Annotated in this window: 14 protein-coding genes; 4 read left to right on the top strand and 10 right to left on the bottom strand. The window is 60.9% G+C overall.

The window, feature by feature from the left end:
• The first annotated feature begins 162 nt into the window (after window positions 1-162).
• Window positions 163-768, top strand: a complete 606-nt coding sequence (purN, locus tag AXK12_RS03320) for a phosphoribosylglycinamide formyltransferase (protein ID WP_068711427.1) — start codon at window positions 163-165, stop codon at window positions 766-768.
• A gap of 278 nt (window positions 769-1,046) precedes the next feature.
• On the opposite strand, the gene htpG is transcribed toward purN, so the two are convergent.
• The 6 genes from htpG to AXK12_RS03290 form a co-directional block, all read right to left on the bottom strand.
• Window positions 1,047-2,900 (bottom strand): molecular chaperone HtpG, encoded by a 1,854-nt coding sequence (gene htpG / locus AXK12_RS03315; RefSeq protein ID WP_068711425.1) that lies wholly within the window; start codon window positions 2,898-2,900, stop codon window positions 1,047-1,049.
• 471 nt (window positions 2,901-3,371) lie between these two features.
• The gene (locus AXK12_RS09255) at window positions 3,372-4,070 is read right to left on the bottom strand and encodes an ABC transporter ATP-binding protein (RefSeq protein ID WP_231863514.1); all 699 of its coding nucleotides are present in this window, start codon (window positions 4,068-4,070) and stop codon (window positions 3,372-3,374) included.
• Between the two features lie 111 nt (window positions 4,071-4,181).
• Complete coding sequence (locus AXK12_RS09250) at window positions 4,182-4,970, bottom strand: ABC transporter ATP-binding protein (protein ID WP_068711423.1); 789 nt, start codon at window positions 4,968-4,970, stop codon at window positions 4,182-4,184.
• Window positions 4,967-5,983, bottom strand: a complete 1,017-nt coding sequence (locus tag AXK12_RS03300) for a branched-chain amino acid ABC transporter permease (protein WP_068711421.1) — start codon at window positions 5,981-5,983, stop codon at window positions 4,967-4,969. The genes AXK12_RS09250 and AXK12_RS03300 overlap by 4 nt, the downstream gene beginning before the upstream one ends.
• 18 nt (window positions 5,984-6,001) lie before the next feature.
• On the bottom strand, window positions 6,002-6,889 hold the full coding sequence (locus AXK12_RS03295) for a branched-chain amino acid ABC transporter permease (RefSeq protein WP_068711418.1): 888 nt from the start codon (window positions 6,887-6,889) through the stop codon (window positions 6,002-6,004).
• A gap of 127 nt (window positions 6,890-7,016) precedes the next feature.
• Complete coding sequence (locus tag AXK12_RS03290; RefSeq protein ID WP_068711416.1) at window positions 7,017-7,727, bottom strand: glycosyltransferase family 2 protein; 711 nt, start codon at window positions 7,725-7,727, stop codon at window positions 7,017-7,019.
• A gap of 139 nt (window positions 7,728-7,866) precedes the next feature.
• Between AXK12_RS03290 and AXK12_RS03285 the strand changes: the two genes are divergently transcribed.
• From AXK12_RS03285 to msrB, 3 genes are all read left to right on the top strand, one after another.
• On the top strand, window positions 7,867-8,688 hold the full coding sequence (locus AXK12_RS03285; protein WP_197456978.1) for a TVP38/TMEM64 family protein: 822 nt from the start codon (window positions 7,867-7,869) through the stop codon (window positions 8,686-8,688).
• Window positions 8,685-10,184 carry an exodeoxyribonuclease VII large subunit gene (xseA, locus tag AXK12_RS03280; protein ID WP_231863513.1) on the top strand — a complete coding sequence of 500 codons (1,500 nt, stop codon included), beginning with the start codon at window positions 8,685-8,687 and terminating at the stop codon, window positions 10,182-10,184. The genes AXK12_RS03285 and xseA overlap by 4 nt, the downstream gene beginning before the upstream one ends.
• 111 nt (window positions 10,185-10,295) lie before the next feature.
• Entirely contained in the window at window positions 10,296-10,844 is a 549-nt protein-coding gene (gene msrB, locus AXK12_RS03275) for a peptide-methionine (R)-S-oxide reductase MsrB (RefSeq protein WP_231863512.1), read from the top strand.
• A gap of 44 nt (window positions 10,845-10,888) precedes the next feature.
• On the opposite strand, the gene accC is transcribed toward msrB, so the two are convergent.
• The 4 genes from accC to AXK12_RS03255 form a co-directional block, all read right to left on the bottom strand.
• The gene (gene accC, locus AXK12_RS03270) at window positions 10,889-12,256 is read right to left on the bottom strand and encodes an acetyl-CoA carboxylase biotin carboxylase subunit (protein WP_068711415.1); all 1,368 of its coding nucleotides are present in this window, start codon (window positions 12,254-12,256) and stop codon (window positions 10,889-10,891) included.
• A gap of 147 nt (window positions 12,257-12,403) precedes the next feature.
• Complete coding sequence (gene accB, locus AXK12_RS03265; RefSeq protein WP_068711413.1) at window positions 12,404-12,877, bottom strand: acetyl-CoA carboxylase biotin carboxyl carrier protein; 474 nt, start codon at window positions 12,875-12,877, stop codon at window positions 12,404-12,406.
• A 263-nt stretch (window positions 12,878-13,140) separates the two neighbouring features.
• Window positions 13,141-14,739, bottom strand: coding sequence for a ComEC/Rec2 family competence protein (locus AXK12_RS03260; RefSeq protein WP_068711411.1), 1,599 nt, complete (start codon window positions 14,737-14,739; stop codon window positions 13,141-13,143).
• A 108-nt stretch (window positions 14,740-14,847) separates the two neighbouring features.
• Window positions 14,848-15,756, bottom strand: coding sequence for an endonuclease/exonuclease/phosphatase family protein (locus tag AXK12_RS03255; RefSeq protein WP_231863511.1), 909 nt, complete (start codon window positions 15,754-15,756; stop codon window positions 14,848-14,850).
• Window positions 15,757-15,856 lie beyond the last annotated feature (100 nt).

The following is a 15,856-nucleotide window of genomic DNA, read 5'->3' as shown; positions in this document are numbered from 1 at the left end:
GCTTTCAAATTTGGGATTTCGCTTTCGCGCGATAGCGCGATGCGAAATCCCAAATTGAATGGGTGCAGCGACACGCTGCCGCCCCACGCGTAGTGGTCGCCGCTCCATGCGTAGTGGAAAAAAGAATCGCCGCGTGGCGGGCGGCATTGTGGGCTGCGGCGTATGCGAGTCGTGATTTTAGGTTCTGGGCGAGGGTCTAATGCGGAGGCGATTTTGCGCGCGCAGGCCGCTGGCCGACTAGAGAGTGCTCGGGTCGTTCAGATCTTTTCCGATCAGCCTGATGCGGGGATTTTGGACTTGGGCGAGCGCTTTGGCGTGTCTGCCCGTTACCTCGATCCGGCTCCGTTTAAGACCAAATTGGAGGGCGCGGGGGAGTCGCGGTACATCGCAGCGATTCGCGAGTGCGCGCCGGACTTAGTCGTACTCGCGGGATTCATGCGGGTGATTAAGCTGGGGTTTCTGGACGCCTTTGCGGGGAAAATCATCAATCTGCACCCGAGTCTGTTGCCGAGCTTCCCGGGGCTCGATGCGATCGGGCAGGCGTGGGCGCGCGGCGTGAAAATTACGGGCTGTACGGTTCACTCTGTGACTGCCGAGGTCGATGGCGGCCCAATCATCGACCAAGCCGCGGTGCGTATCGAGCCGAGCGATACTCTCGAAACCCTGCGCGAGAAAGTGCACGCCGCCGAGCACACGCTGCTCCCGTCCGTAATCGCTCGGTTGAGTAAGGCTGTGCAGCCATCGCCACTCCCGCTCACCACAGAATGAAGTAGGAAATGCGCTTTTCCCCACTGCGCGTGGGGCGGCGGTCAGTGACCGCTTCCATTTAATTTGGGAATTGGCCTCGTCGCTTCGCGACGAAACCAATTCCCAAATTTGAAAGCACTCCCCCTGTCGCGTTGCGACAGGGAGTAGAAAGTAGAGTGATAACCCGTTTGGGCGAGGTGGGAAAATCACCAGTAAACTCGCGCCTCCAAGCGCTCGGTAAACGGGTGCAGGCACAGCCTGCCGCCCCACGCGCAGTGGATGGGAGAGGGCGCGGGCTTCTACAGGGAGGCTAGGAGTTTGTTAAGGCGGGTGACCATTGCGTTGGCGTCATCTAGGAGCCCTGCGCTGATGAGTGCGTTGTCCAGGAGTTGCTCGGCCACGAGTTTTGCTTTTTCCGGCTCGCTGCTGTGGAGCGTGTGGAGGCGTTTTACGACGGCATGGCGGGGGTTGATTTCGAGGTTCACTTTGGCGGGCGCGTCTGCGCCGTCTTGCTTCATGGCTTTCATGAGGCGGCGCATGTGTGGCGACATCATCTTGTCGGCACTGGTGGCGAGCACGGGCGAGTCGACGAGCCGGTCGCTGGCGGTGACTTCGGCCACGCGCTCTGTGCCGAGGGTGTCTTTGAGCCAAGTGGTGAGGGCGCTCGTTTCGTCTTTTCCAAGTGCGCCTTCGCTGGGCTGGGGCAGGTCGGGGAGTTTTACGTCGGCGTGGTCGGCGGCACGGAGTGTCTTGCTGTCGAACTCGCGCAGGTTGTGCATGACGTATTCGTCGACCGATTCGTAGCAGAAGAGGACCTCGAGGTTGCGCGCGCGGAAGCCTTCCAGATACGGGCCGCTCTCAATCGCGGCACGGCTCGGGCCGACGAGGTAGTAGATGTCTTTTTGCTCCGCGCCCATACGGGTAACGTAGTCGGCGAGCGAGGTGAGCTTGCCGGGCTCGGTGAGCGAAGATTCGAAGCGGAGCAGGCCGGTGAGTTGGTCTTTGTGGGCGAAATCCATCGCCGCGCCTTCTTTGAGGAAGTGGCCAAACTCGGCGTAAAACTCGGCGTAGGCATCGGCGCGGTTTTTGGCTTCGTCTTCTAAGAGTTTGAGGAAGCGCTTGGTGATGACGCGGCCCAGTTTATCGATGAGGGCCTTGTCCTGCATGGTTTCGCGCGAGATGTTGAGTGGCAGGTCTTCGCTATCGACGACGCCTTTGAGGAAGCGCAGCCACTCGGGGAGTAGGTCTTTGGGGTGCGCGTCGATGAGGACTTTGCGGCAGTACAGGGAGACACTGGGGTCGAGTCGCGAGAAGCCGAGTTTCTCGGTGTTTTCTTTGGGGACGAAGAGCAGCGAGTTGATGGCGAGCGGGGCGTCGGCGGAGAAGTGCAGGCGCAGGCGAGGTTCGTCGTAGGCGTGGGCTTGGAACTTGTAGAACTCGGTGTATTCCTCGTCTTTGATTTCGTTTTTATTGCGCAGCCAGAGAGCTTGGATGGTGTTTATCCGCTTGGCGTTGAGGTTGATGGGGAAGGAGACGAAGGCACTATAACGCTCCAAGATTTCCTTAATCCGCCAGTCTTGGGCAAAGTCGGCGCAGTCGTCTTTGAGCTGGATGACGATTTTGGTGCCGCGCCGCTCGCCTTCGCTGGGTTCGATTTCGTAAGAGCCGGAGCCGGAGCTTGTCCAAACGTGGCCGGGCTCGTCGTTGCGCCAAGAGCGGGAGTAGACTTTGACCGACTCGGCGGCCATGAAGACGGAGTAGAAGCCGACGCCGAATTGGCCGATTAGGTTGGTGTTTTTGGCTCCGCCTTCACTGAGGGCTTTAAGGAAGGCTTTGGAGCCGGAGTGCGCGATGGTGCCGAGGTTTTGCACGAGCTCGTCGCGAGTCATCCCGATGCCGAAGTCCTGGATGGTGATGGTCTTGGCGGTGTCGTCGGTGGTGACGTTGATTTCGAGTTCGAGGGCGTCGTCGTAGATTGCCTTTTCGGTGAGCTGGGTGTGGCGGAGTTTTTCGAGCGCGTCAGAGGCGTTGGAGACGAGTTCGCGGACGAAGACTTCCTTCTCCGTGTAGAGCGAGTGAATGACGATATCGAGGAGCTGCTTAACCTCGGCTTGGAACTCAAATTTCTGCGCGGCGGGGGCTTCGTTGGACATATTGGCGTGTAAGGGCGTTGTAGGTAGGTGTGGTTTTCTGAAAAAGAGCGGATGACTTTAGGGTCTGTTCCCGTTTCAAACGCGAGCCGCGCTGCTGCTCAAAATTTTGCCAGACTAGGCGCGGCATGCAGCCAATGTTACAACCTTGGCAAAGGCTGCAACGCCGTATGGCGAAATTTGGGGCGCAGCCCGAAGGGACGGGTCAGATTTTGCGCGCCGCTGCGTTACTCGTCGCTCATTTGCATGAGCAAACTTCGCTTCTCGCGCCTTGCTGCGCACAAAATCTGACTCCGTCGCGACCACGTTTGAAACGGGAATAGACCCTAGGAGCGCTCTCCAAAAATCAAGGGGTCTTTGCCCCTTTTATTTGGTGAGCGGTGCGGTTGGCCGCTCGGCTCGCGTTTGAGCCGGGAGCGCTGTTTTGCCCACCTTACACTGTCCGCGAGGTGGAGTGGGAAGAGGCGCCGCGCCTCAGCCGCCGAGGTAGGCGGCTTTGAGTTGGGCGTCGTTGCGGAGGGTGGGGCTGGGGCCTTGCATTGCGATGTGGCCGGTTTCCAAAACGTAGGCGTGGGTGCTGATTTCGAGGGCGAGTTTGGCGTTTTGCTCCACAAGGAGGATGGCCACGCCTTGGCTGCGGTTTATCTCCACGATTTTCTCGAAAATGGTGCTGATGAGGCGCGGGGCGATTCCGAGTGAGGGCTCGTCGAGCATTAGGAATTTGGGCGCGCTCATCAGTGCGCGACCTATGGCGAGCATTTGCTGCTCGCCGCCGGAGAGCGTGCCCGCGCTTTGGCGGAGCCGCTCTTTGAGACGCGGGAAAAGGGTAAAGACGGTGTCGCGAGTTTGGGCGACGGCGGCTGCGTTTTTACGCAGGTAAGCGCCCATGGAGAGGTTCTCGTCGACGGTGAGTTGCGGGAAAACCATGCGGCCTTCGGGGACGTGGCAGAGCCCGCGTGCGACGATTTCGTGTGGGGCGAGTGCAGTGATATCTTCGCCGAGGAAGTGGATGCGGCCGCTCTTGGCGCGGACGAGACCGGAGAGGGTCTGGAGCGTGGTGGTTTTGCCCGCGCCGTTGCCGCCAATCAGCGTTACAATCGCGCCCGCTGGCACGTTTAGCGAAATCCCGCGCAGCGCGGAGATCGCCCCGTAGGAAACGTAAAGGTCGTCCACCGCTAAGGCGGTAGGCTCGTTTATTTTGCACGCGGGCGGTTGCCCTCGTGTCAGAGGGGCAGGGCTGGGCGTGTGGCGTGGCATGGGTTCTGTGTTCGACTGCATGCGCCGTCAGTGATGGGCGAGGTTTTCGGAGTGGTCTTCGCCGAGGTAGGCTTCGATGACTGCGGGGTTATGCTGGATTTCGGCGGGGCTGCCTTCGGCGATTTTTACGCCGTGGTCGAGGACGGCGATTCGTTGGCAAACCCCCATGACGACGCGCATGGAGTGTTCGACGAGGAGGATGGAGAGGTGGAATTGGCGTTGGATTTGCTGGATGAGGGCGACGAGCTCGGTCTTTTCGGCGGGGTTCATGCCGGCGGCCGGTTCGTCGAGAAGCAGGAGCTTGGGGCGAGTGGCGAGGCAGCGGACGATTTCGAGGCGGCGTTGTTCACCATAGGGGAGTGCCGCGGCGGGCGTGTCGCGGTAGCGGCCTAGGTTGAAAATCTCTAAAAGCGCGTCGACCTGCGTGGCGATTGCCGCTTCGTCATCGCGGAAGGCTTTGCCGCGCCAGAGCGCATGCAGCGGAGAGGTTGCGCGGTGCAGATTGCAGGCGGCGCGCACGTTATCGAAGACGGAGAGCGAGCCGAAGAGTCGGATGTTTTGAAAGGTGCGGGCGATGCCGAGCCGAGCGCGTGCGTAAGGGGGAAGCCCTGTGAGGTCGCGTCCGCCGAAGCACACGCGCCCCTCGCTTGGCGGGTAAACGCCGGTGATGAGGTTAAAAGCGGTGGTCTTGCCCGCGCCGTTGGGGCCGATGAGTCCCACGAGTTCGCCCGACCCGATCGCGAGGTCGATCGCGCTCACGGCGGAGAGCCCGCCGAAGCGAATCGTAGCGTTGGCGATTTCTAGGAGCGGTGTCATTTGGCAGCGCCTCGCTTGGTGAGCGTTTCGGTCGTGCGTTTTTTAAGGTGCAGTAGCAGCGCGGCCCAGTTGAGGTTAAAGAGTCCGCGCGGGCGCGAGACCATGAGCACGATGAGGAGTAGCGAGTAGAGCACCATCCGGTATGCGGCGATGGGCCGGAGTACTTCGGGCAAGAGTGTCAGGAGCACGGCGGCGAGGATTACGCCGATGGTGTTTCCCATGCCGCCAAGGATGACCATGAGGACGATTTCGATGCTCTTGGTGAAGTCGAACCCGGTTGGCACGATGCTGAGCCGGAAGTGCGCGTAGAGCCCGCCCGCCACACCTGCGAAAAATGCGCCGACGACGAAGGCGACGATTTTGTAGCGCGTGGTGTCGAGCCCGATGGCTTCGGCGGCGATTTCGTCGTCGTGTGTCGCGACGAAGCCGCGCCCATAGGTCGAGTGCACGAGGGAGTGGATGACGAAGACGGTGAGTGCCGCCCAAGTGATAACCCAGAACACACTCGTGTAGGGCGGTATGCCGTTTAGCCCCAGTGCGCCGCCGATCGGCTCGATGTTTTGAAAAACGACGCGGATAATCTCGCCAAAGCCGAGCGTCACGAGCGCGAGGTAGTCGCCCTTTAGCCGTAGTGAGGGAATCCCTACGCAGAGCCCAGCAAAGGCCGCGCCGAGCCCGCCCAGCAGCAGGGAGCCTAGGAAAAATCCGCTTTGGGCGAAGGCGGAGTTGCCGAGCGGGTTGCCCGCAAAGAGTGCGGTCGTGATGCCTGCCGAGATATATGCGCCGACTGACATGAAGCCCGCGTGCCCGAGTGAGAATTGGCCGGTGAAGCCGGTCACAAGGTTGAGGGAGACGGCGAGGATGACGGCGATTCCCATGCTCGTGAGCACGTCGAGGAAGTAGGGGTCGAGTGCGCCGGAAAACGCCGAGATGAGTAGCCCGAGTGCCAAGGTCGCCCCCAGCGTGAGTTGTGGGCGTGGGCGTTTCTTTGATTTGGGCTGAGGCGAATCCATCACAGGAAGGCGGCGCGGCTACACCTTTTCCGTTGTCCGTTTTCCCAAAAGCCCGGCGGGCCGGAAAAACAGAATTATGAGCAGGATGGTGAAGGCGATGGCGTCTTTGTAAGTCGAGAGCGCCGAGCCGGCGACGAGCGTTTCAACGATGCCGAGGAGTAGCCCGCCAAGTGCGGCCCCCGGGATGTTGCCGATGCCGCCGAGGATGGCGGCGGTGAAGGCTTTGAGCCCAGGGGCGACGCCCATCAGCGGATCAATCGAGGGATAATTGAGCGCATAGAGGATGCCGCCCGCTCCCGCCAACGCAGAGCCGAGCCCGAAGGTGAAGGCGATGACGCGGTTCGTGTTTATCCCCATAAGCAGCGCGGCGCGTGGGTTTTGCGCGACGGCTCGCATGGCCGTGCCGATGCGGGTGCGGTGGATTATCCATTGTAGCGCGGCGACGAGCGCGAGCGTTACGCCGATGACGAGCACTTGGTTGGATGAGATAACGAGGCTTCCGAGCGTGAAGCGTTGCGCGGGAAAGAGCTCGGGGAAGGTGCGGGGCGTCGCGCCGAAAAAAACTTGGCCCGAGTATTCGAGCAGCAGTGACACGCCGATCGCAGTGATGAGGACGTTAAGCGTGGGTGCGCCGCGCAGCGGGCGGTAGGCGAGTCGCTCGATTAGCATGCCGACCACTGCGCAGCCGAGCATCGCGGCGGCGAGGACGGCGAGCCCTCCCCATACGGTCTCGGCGGGAACGAGCGGCGCGGTGTAGTAGCCGATGAAGGCGCCGAGCATAAACACGTCGGCGTGCGCGAAGTTGATGAAGCGCAGCACGCCGTAGACCATCGTGTAGCCGAGAGCGATCAGCGCATAAATCGCGCCGAGCGAGAGGCCGTTGATGAGTTGCTGGACGGGCTCCACTGTTGCGGATTGCGGGCGAGGCCCCTTTTTATTGGGCGCGCCGACCGTTAGCGGCGCGTCTGAAAAGGGAGCGGGCTAGCGTTCTTTTAATGAGTGGCGAATAAAGCGTTTCGGCTTACGCGAGCGTTTAACGAAACAGGTTGTATTTCAAAATGGCCCACAGCGCGCGGAAGCCGTCGCGCCAACCGATTTTTTTGCCCTCTTCGTAGGTGCGCCCGTAGTAGCTGATACCGACTTCGTAGATAGGGACGCGCAGTTTGGCGACCTTGGCGGTGATCTCGGGTTCAAAGCCGAAGCGGGCTTCTTCGATTTGGATTTTGTCGAGCACCGAGCGACGGAAGACTTTGTAGCAGGTCTCCATGTCGGTGAGGTTTATGTTGGTGAACATGTTTGAGCACAGCGTCAGGAACTTGTTGCCGAGCATGTGCCAGAAGTAGACGACGCGGTGGGCATCGCCGCCGCTGAAGCGCGAGCCAAAGACGACATCGGCTTTCCCGGCGAGGATGGGCGCGATGAGTTTGGGGTATTCACCCGGGTCATACTCAAGGTCGGCATCTTGGATGATGACGAGGTCGCCCGTCGCCGCAGCGAAGCCCGTGCGCAGTGCCGCGCCTTTGCCTTGGTTTTTCTCGTGGTAGAGGACTTGCTCGACGAGTGGGGCGATGGTGTCGCGGAGGAGTTCGCGGGTGCCGTCTTGCGAGCAGTCATCGACGATGATGATTTCGCGCTCAATAGCTGCGCCTGTTGTGGGGTTTTCGCAGGCGGCGCGGACGCGTTCGACGAGGTGCAGGAGCGTGCGCGACTCGTTGTAGCAGGGGATGACGATAGAGAGCTTCATTGAGTAAAAGAAGGTGCAGTGCACAGATGCCGGACTGGAGCATCCGGGGATGCAGTGGGGGGAGAACTTGTTTGGGTCGTGCGTCTAACGGAAGTCTTTTTGCGTGTCGCTCGTGGGTCGCTTCACGAGCGCTCGGCTCATGAGCGCGTCGCTCGTCACTCGCGTCGAGACCTTGACGGACATTTGCCAAAACGCGCAGCCTGCCGCGATGGATGAACGCAAACCGGCTGTCTCCGGGAAAAAGGGGCCGCGCCCCCGTGCTAAAAAGCTCGCGGTGTTGGCGACCTTCGGCGTCGGCGCGCTCGTGGTCGCTGCGTGGGGGCTTAAGCACTACGGGAGCGAGCTCGGCGCGTGGTGGGCGCTGGGGCTGGAGCAGGTGCGCGGTGCGGGGCCGCTTACGTTTTTCGCGTTGATGGTGGTCTTGCCTGCCTTTGGTTGTCCGTTGTCGGTTTTCACGCTGACGGTGGGGCCGGTCTTTGGCCCGCTGCTCGGGATCGTTGCTGTGCTTGCGCTGACCTTGCTCAGCGTCGCGCTTAACTTGGCGTTTTCGTATTGGCTGGCGAGTCGCGCACTGCGGCCTGTGTTGGCGCGGCTCGTCGCGTGGCTGGGCTACACGCTGCCGAAGGCGCGCGCGCAAGACTGCGGCAGCCTCGTTTTCCTCGTGCGCGTGACGCCCGGCCCGCCGTTTTTCTTGCAAAGCTATTTGCTCGGGATCGCGCACATCCCGTTTCGGATTTACTTTGTCATCTCTTGGTTGATCTCGGGGGCTTATGCCTGTGCGTTTGTGCTTTTTGGAGATGCGGTCGTCCACGGACACGGGAAGCGCGTGATGTTGGCGGTCGGGATTTTCGCGGTGCTGACCGTTGGTGTGCAGTGGTTGCGGCGGCGTTATCGGAATCCGCGTGAAGGGGCTGGGGGCGTGACTGTTGCCAACGCGCAAGAAAAGGAGGGCGCGCAATGACTCGCCGAGGCCGGAAAAAAGCGGACGCGGATGCCGCCGAGCCCTTGTTGTTCGACTTTGCGGAGGCGCCGCAGCCTGAAAAATCCGTCACGTCGAAACCGATGGCGCGGGAGAAAAAAACCGAGACGCCGGCGCGGCTCGCCAAGCCGGAAAGCCCCGAGAGGCTAGCCTCGGAAGCTGATCCGAAACCCGGACTTGCGCCGAAGCCGGAGAGGCCCGAAGCGCGTGCGGCGACCAGTGAGCCAGCGCGTGCGGAGTCGGTCACGGCGTTTACGCGGCGGGTGAAGACGCTGCTCGAAACGGGCTTGGCGGCGGGCTGGGTGCGGGGCGAGGTGTCGAACCTGCGCGTTCAGGCGAGCGGACACATGTATTTTTCGCTCAAGGACGCGGGGGCGCAGCTGAGTGCGGTGCTCTTTCGCGGGGATGCCGCGCGGCAATCCGTGCGCTTGCGCGACGGGCAACAGGTTTTGGTTTTTGGGCGAGTGAGCGTCTACGAGGCGCGTGGGCAGTATCAGCTCGTCGTGCGCGAGGTGGTGGAGGACGGCGTAGGGCGTTTGCAGCAGGAGTTTGAGGCATTGAAGCGGCGTTTGGCGGCGGAGGGGCTTTTCGATGCGGAGCGCAAACGCGCGCTGCCTGCGCTACCGCGCACGATTGGCTTTATCACGTCGCCGAGCGGCGCGGCGGTGCAGGATTTTTTGCGGATTTTGGCGCGGCGAGGCTGGCGCGGTCGCGTGGTTGTGTTGCCTGCACGAGTGCAGGGTACGGAGGCCGCTGGGGAGATGGTCGCTGCACTGCGTGTTGCCGAAGGGCTGGGGATTTTTGACCTACTCGTAATCGGGCGTGGCGGCGGCAGTTTGGAGGACTTGTGGGCGTTTAACGAAGAGCCGCTCGTGCGCGCGGTGGCGGCGTGCCCGATACCGATCATCTCGGCGGTGGGGCACGAGATTGATTTTACGCTTTGCGACTTTGCGGCGGATTTGCGGGCCGAGACGCCGAGCGGTGCGGCGGAGCATATTTCGAGCGGCTTCGTTGCGGTGGAGGAGCGCGTGCGCCAACTCGGCGACGGGCTGTGCCGCGCCGCGCAACGCGGGCTCGAGGCTTGGCAGCAACGGGTGCTGCGCGTGGAGAGTCGGCTAAAACTGTTGAGCCCGCGGGCGCAGATTGAGCAATACGCGTTGCGGCTCGATGACTACGCGAACCGGCTAGGGGCGGCCTTGCGGATGGGCATGCAGGAGGCGCGGCATCGGTTGGCGGCGGTCGAGGGCGCTTGGGCGCATGTGTCACCCGAGCTGCGGCTAGAGCAATGGGCGCAGCAGCTCGACGGCATGGAGAAACGGCTTCATTCCGTGAGTGCGCATTCGGTTTTGCAGCGCGGGTTTGCGATTGTGCGCGACGAGTCGGGGCGGCCCGTGACGCAGCGGGCCGGGCTCGCGGCGGGCCAGTGCGTGGAGGCGGAATTTGCCGATGGGCGCGTGCCGATGCGTGTGGAACAATGAGCAAAACCGCTTAGTCTCTGTGGCATGCATCCCACACGCTTTGCCCTCGTTGCCCTGGCTCTGATCGACTTACTCGCCTTCACTTTAACTGGCTGCTCTGCCTCAACGACTATGACTGCTGCTTCCGATAACCCTGTGCCGAAAGACGCCCTCGACTGCGCGCCTGGCGAACTCTCCGCCTGTGGGCTGCCCTCGAACGTCGTTATCGATATGAGCAAGGTCTCCGTGCGCCGGACGGAAGCCGAGTGGCGGGCGCGGTTGACGCCCGAGCAGTACCGTGTGGCCCGCGAGCAGGGCACGGAGCCACCCTTTCGGGGCGCGTATTGGAATCACCACGACGACGGCGTCTACTTTTGCGTCGGCTGCGATACGCCGCTCTTCGATAGCGCGGAGAAATTTGATAGCGGGACGGGCTGGCCGAGCTTTTACCGCCCGATTGAGCGCGCCTTTGTGGCGACGCAGAAGGATTTTTCCCACGGCATGGTGAGAGAGGAAGTCCACTGTGCGGTTTGCGGCAGCCATCTCGGGCACGTCTTCGACGACGTGCCGCACAAAAAAGGCCGCCGCTACTGCATTAACTCGGCCTCCCTACGTTTTATGCCCCGCGCCGAATACGCCGCGTGGCTGGAGAAAAGGGCGTTAGACGAACTCTCTCCCTGACGGTCGACCAAGGGCCGACCGCCAACCAGAAAGGCCTGCGAGCCTTAGTTGGTGAAGAGGTTGGGCGGCATTCGGTTCATGAATTCCTCCATATAACCGGTGGTCGCCTTGCCTTCGATAAACACGGGGTCGGACATGATGGCCTTGTGCAGCGGGATGGTGGTCTTAATGCCGCGGATGATGTACTCGCTGAGGGCGCGGTAGCTGCGTTCGAGCGCAGTTTTGCGGTCGCGCCCGTAGCAGATGAGTTTGCCAATCATCGAGTCGTAGTGCGTGGGGATTTGGTAGCCGCTGTAGGCGTGGGAGTCGACGCGTACGCCGTGGCCGCCCGGAGCATAGTAAAGCCCGATCGTCCCGGGCGAGGGGATGAAGTTTCGCGCGGGGTCTTCGGCGTTGATCCGGCACTCGATGGCGTGACGCTTAAATTTGATATCGCTTTGGTCGAAATCGAGCTTCTCTCCGTTTGCGATGCGGATCTGCTCCTTGATGAGGTCGACGCCAGTGACTTCCTCGGTGACGGGGTGCTCGACCTGAATTCGGGTGTTCATTTCGATGAAGTAGAACTTCCCTTTGGAATCGACGAGGAACTCGATCGTGCCCGCGTTTTCGTAGCCGGCGGCGGTGGCGGCGCGAATGGCCGCCTTGCCCATTTTTTTGCGCAAATCCGGAGTGAGAAAGGGCGAGGGCGATTCCTCGACGAGCTTCTGGTGGCGGCGCTGCACGGAGCAGTCGCGCTCGCCGAGGTGTAGCGTTTTGCCGTGCGAGTCGGCGAGAATCTGGAACTCGATGTGCCGGGGATTCGCGATGTACTTCTCGATGTACACATCACCGTTGCCGAAGGCTTTCTCGGCTTCGTTTCGAGCGGAGTGGTATTCCTTGCCGAAGCTCACATCGTTGTGAGCGATGCGCATGCCGCGACCGCCGCCACCTGCCACGGCTTTGATGATGACCGGATAGCCAATTTTGCGGGCAATCTTCACCGCTTCAGTTTCGCTGGCGACAGGGCCATCGGAGCCGGGCACGGTGGGGACGCCCGCCTTGAGGACGGTGCTTTTGGCAACCGCCTTATCGCCCATCATGCTGATGGTTTTAGACTTAGGGCCGATGAACTTGATGTTACACGACTCGCATTGCTCGGCGAATTTTGCGTTTTCGGAGAGGAAGCCGTAGCCGGGGTGGATGGCGTCCACATCGGCAATCTCGGCTGCGCTAATAATCCGGTCTGTACGCAGGTAGCTATCGGAGCTGCGGGGGCCGCCGATACAGATCGCCTCGTCGGCGAGTTGGACGTGCAGCGACTGGACGTCGGCCTCCGAGTAAACGGCGAGGGTTTTTATGCCTAACTCTCTGCAAGCACGGACGATACGAAGGGCAATTTCACCGCGATTCGCGATGAGGATTTTTTGAATCATGAGGTTTTTTTAAAGGACTGTGGTTTGCCTTTTCAGTGCGCAGATCTGCCCGTGGTGAACGGTACTGTCGCGCCTTTGAGGCTAAGGCAGGGCGAGTGGGGGGGCTTCGGGCCCGGCCTTTCGGGGCGGGGTGGCGGGAACTCCAGCCTAGCTTTGCTTTACCTTGAAGAGGTGTTGGCCGTACTCGACGGGCTGGCCGTTCTCAACGAGAACCTCGATGATGGTGCCTTTGGTCTCCGCTTGGATTTCGTTCATGATCTTCATCGCCTCAATGATGCAGACGAGGCTCGTTTCCGTGACCTTGGTGCCTTCTTCGACGAAGGGCGCACTGTCTGGCGACGAGGCATGGTAAAAGGTGCCCACCATCGGAGACTTGATGTAGGTGACATCCTCCTCCTCTGCGGGTGCCGGTGCGGAGATACTCGCTGCGCTTGCGGGAGCGGTAGGTAGCGGCGCGCTTGGCGCGAGCAGGCTTTGTGCGGGGAGGACGACAGGCGCAGCGGCTGCGGCTGTGCCTTCACGGCAGATCTTCAGTTTGAAATCCTTCTCCTCAATAGCGAACTCGGTAAGTTCCGAGCGCCTAATGAGGTCGATGATTTGCTTGATTTGCTTGATGTCCAAAACTGGGGCCTTGATTGAGTTTTTAGAGAATCGGCTGCCAGTTAGAGCCGATTGAGGGAAGAGCGTTCAAAAGAATGCCGAAATGGAAGGCAATCTTCGTTTTCTTAGCCAATTCGGGCGAAAGTAGGCTGAAAACCGGTCTAAACGCTACTTTATTGGCCCTGTGTTCGGCAATGCGGCGCTTTCTTTTTTTGGGGAATCCGTTCTAGAAATGGCCAGAAAATCAGGCCTTTTCGCATAAAACACCTAAAATTTGGCGAGTTTTAGCGAAAATGTACCCCAAATAGAAATCCGAGCAGGAGTACCGCAAACGGTGCCCAATAAAACCGGTTCCAGCCCGTCCACTGCCGAAAGTAACCAATGAGCAACGACAGGAGCAGTGCGGCGAGAGTGACCGAGCCCATCCAAGGGGCTTTGAAGGTGGCCTGAAACCACAGCTGAGGCAGCGTCATGAAGCCTCGAATGCCCAGTTCTGTGATTGATAGGAAGAACAAGGCCGCATAGTTGGCCGCGATTGACCCGAGCTCGAAACCGATGAGTCCAAGGAGTAGCGAGCCAAAGCCCGACATGATCGCAAAGCTGGCGGCGGGGATTACGAGGAGGTTAATCAGGAGCGAGCCGGGCGTGAAGAGCTGAAAGAATTGAACGCCTGTGACAGCGCTCACGAGGCTTGCCGCGACCCCGATTCCGAGTAGGCCCAGCCCCCAGCGGCGTACCCGGTCGAGCGCGCGTTGGTGCCAGTGCCAAGTGGCGTTCGGGAGCATTGCATAAGGCTGCCAAGCGGCTTGCCACGACTCGGCCAGAGGCAGGCCGATCAGCAGCAGGGCCGCCACAATGCCGTAACTCATTTGAAAACTAGCACTGAAGACTTGTAGCGGGTCGAAGCAGATGACGATTAGCGCGGAGGCCGTGAGCGCGGCGATCGGGTTGACCGGGAGTCGTAGCACAAAGGCGATCAGGAAAAGCGCGACCATGACGAAGGCGCGCACAGCGGAGGGGGCTGTGCCGGTAATATCCACGTAGAGCCAGAGCGCGGCTAACTCGATGAACAGGCGCGGTTTCCCAGGGAGACTCAGGAGGCTAATCAGCCAGTGTAGTGCGGCGGCGATTACGCCGATGTGCAGCCCGCTGATTGCGAAAACATGCATCGTGCCGCTTGTGCGGAAGAGCCAGCTTTGCGCTTCGTTGAGTTCGCTTTTTTGGCCGAGGAGCATGGCGCGCAGGATGCCAGTGCGCAGCGGGTGCCTGGCCTCGATGCCCGCGCCGAGCGTCCGGCTGAAACGCTCCGCCATGCGCGCGCAAAACTGGCGGTAAGCAGAGGCGGGTTTTAGCGTTCGCAGCACTTGCCCTTGGGAAAACCGGAAATTGACGCCGGCGTTGTCGAGGTAGTGCGCGAAGTCCTCGGGGCTTGGATTGGAAGGCAGCGCACTGATGACGCCGATTCCTTCAATGCGCGTGGAGCGGAGCGGCGGCGGCATTCCGCCCGGCAGTTTTAGGGAAAAGTAGACGCGTTGGCCGACCAGTTCGCTTAAATGGGGGGCGGTGGCCGCGATTACAGCGATCCCGCTCGTGCGATCGGCGCGCTGCTGGGCAAAAGTGCGCGTGACTCGCAGCTCAAGCTCGGCTTCGCGCGGGGGCAGCCAGTCCCAGTCTGCGGGGAAGTGGCGCGTGTAGCCGTAGTACGCGCTGCCGAGCACAGTGAGTGCGGCGCAGCCGAAGCAGAGCGGAAAAAGCCGAGGCCATTTTCGTAATCGGCTGACTGTGAAGAGTGCAAAGAGCGTAAAGATCGCGACTCCCGCGCACAGTGTCGAGGGCTTCAGCCCAGAGTGGCCGAGGCTTAGTCCGCACACGAGCGGCAGCACTACCCATAGGAGCGGGGCGCGATGACCGAGACTTCGAAAACGCCTTAGCCGAGATGAAGCAGTGGGAACGTGCATCGGGCATCGGGTGTTTCAGGGAGGCCTTTGCGTCTAATCCTCGAGTGAGCGTGGCACTTCCCAGTTTGGAGACTGAGGAAACGCAGAGAAGTCCAAGGTGACGAAAATAGGGCGGTGATCGCTGGCGCTGCGGACCTGTGGGCCGTCGGCGATTTCGGCCGAGCCGTTTTTCACGAAAGGTAATACTGCAGAAGAGGCGAGGATGTGATCGACGCGGGAATAGCTGTCGTCTCGCGTATTGTGGTAAGTCCAATGCTCGCCGCGTGAGTCCGAGCTGGGGAGTAGGTGAGAAAATTTTAACTCACTGCGCTGCATGAGGTAGCGAAGCGGAGGGCTCACTTTTGTGTCATTGAAATCACCGAGGATGAGGTAGAGATCGGCCTGCGTGTCGGCAATGCGCTGGAGGATGAATTCGCGGATGCGCATCGCCTCCGCAGCCCGCCGAATCGCCGATTCCGGATCGGCCTTATTGGTGGTGTAGCGGCTTTTTAGGTGAAGCGCCCAGAGCGTAAGTGGCCCGGCTGGCGTGGCAAAGTGCAGCTCCAGCAAGCCGCGCTTAACGTCCTCAACCCCGTCCTGATACTCGAAACGCAAAGGGCTGTGCTCGTGAACGCGGGCGAAGGGGATTCGCGAGAGAGCAGCGATGTGTCGGGCCGCATCCGGTCCGCGCATCAGAACGGAATACGGATAGTCGCTTCCTTCCGCTTTTAAATCACGCTGAAGCTCAAGGAGATACTCGACTGGCCCCATCTCTTGAAGGACGAGAATATCGGCGTCGATCTCGCGGATCGTTTGGCGCAGAGCGCGTTTGGCCGCCTCGCTTTTGGGGTAATTGGCGCGGAACCCATGCGGTGTGCGGCGGTTAAGGGAGCCGTAGTTTTCGACGTTGTAGGTCGCGATTTTTAGCTGGGGTGGGAGCGCCGCCGGAGCGGGGGAAGGCACTCGCGCCTCCGCCGCAAGACTCAAGGCTCCCGCGAGCGAAAAAAGGACTGCGCCAAAGGAGCTTCTCAGTCGGAGGAGAAGACCGGTTCTGATAGGGGAG

The sequence above is a fragment of the Cephaloticoccus capnophilus genome, from assembly GCF_001580045.1.
GTDB classification, from domain to species: Bacteria; Verrucomicrobiota; Verrucomicrobiia; order Opitutales; family Opitutaceae; genus Cephaloticoccus; species Cephaloticoccus capnophilus.
The sequence above is the reverse complement of the archived record's forward strand: the minus strand, read 5'-3'. Positions and strand labels throughout refer to the sequence as shown.

What these genes read in the sequence shown, in the direction of transcription:
- AXK12_RS03300 (WP_068711421.1), bottom strand. Translation starts at nt 5,983, where the DNA reads ATGGATTCGCCTCAGCCCAAATCAAAGAAACGCCCACGCCCACAACTC.
- purN (WP_068711427.1), top strand. Translation starts at nt 163, where the DNA reads ATGCGAGTCGTGATTTTAGGTTCTGGGCGAGGGTCTAATGCGGAGGCG.
- xseA (WP_231863513.1), top strand. Translation starts at nt 8,685, where the DNA reads ATGACTCGCCGAGGCCGGAAAAAAGCGGACGCGGATGCCGCCGAGCCC.
- accC (WP_068711415.1), bottom strand. Translation starts at nt 12,256, where the DNA reads ATGATTCAAAAAATCCTCATCGCGAATCGCGGTGAAATTGCCCTTCGT.
- htpG (WP_068711425.1), bottom strand. Translation starts at nt 2,900, where the DNA reads ATGTCCAACGAAGCCCCCGCCGCGCAGAAATTTGAGTTCCAAGCCGAG.
- AXK12_RS09250 (WP_068711423.1), bottom strand. Translation starts at nt 4,970, where the DNA reads ATGACACCGCTCCTAGAAATCGCCAACGCTACGATTCGCTTCGGCGGG.
- AXK12_RS03285 (WP_197456978.1), top strand. Translation starts at nt 7,867, where the DNA reads ATGAGCGCGTCGCTCGTCACTCGCGTCGAGACCTTGACGGACATTTGC.
- AXK12_RS03290 (WP_068711416.1), bottom strand. Translation starts at nt 7,727, where the DNA reads ATGAAGCTCTCTATCGTCATCCCCTGCTACAACGAGTCGCGCACGCTC.
- msrB (WP_231863512.1), top strand. Translation starts at nt 10,296, where the DNA reads ATGACTGCTGCTTCCGATAACCCTGTGCCGAAAGACGCCCTCGACTGC.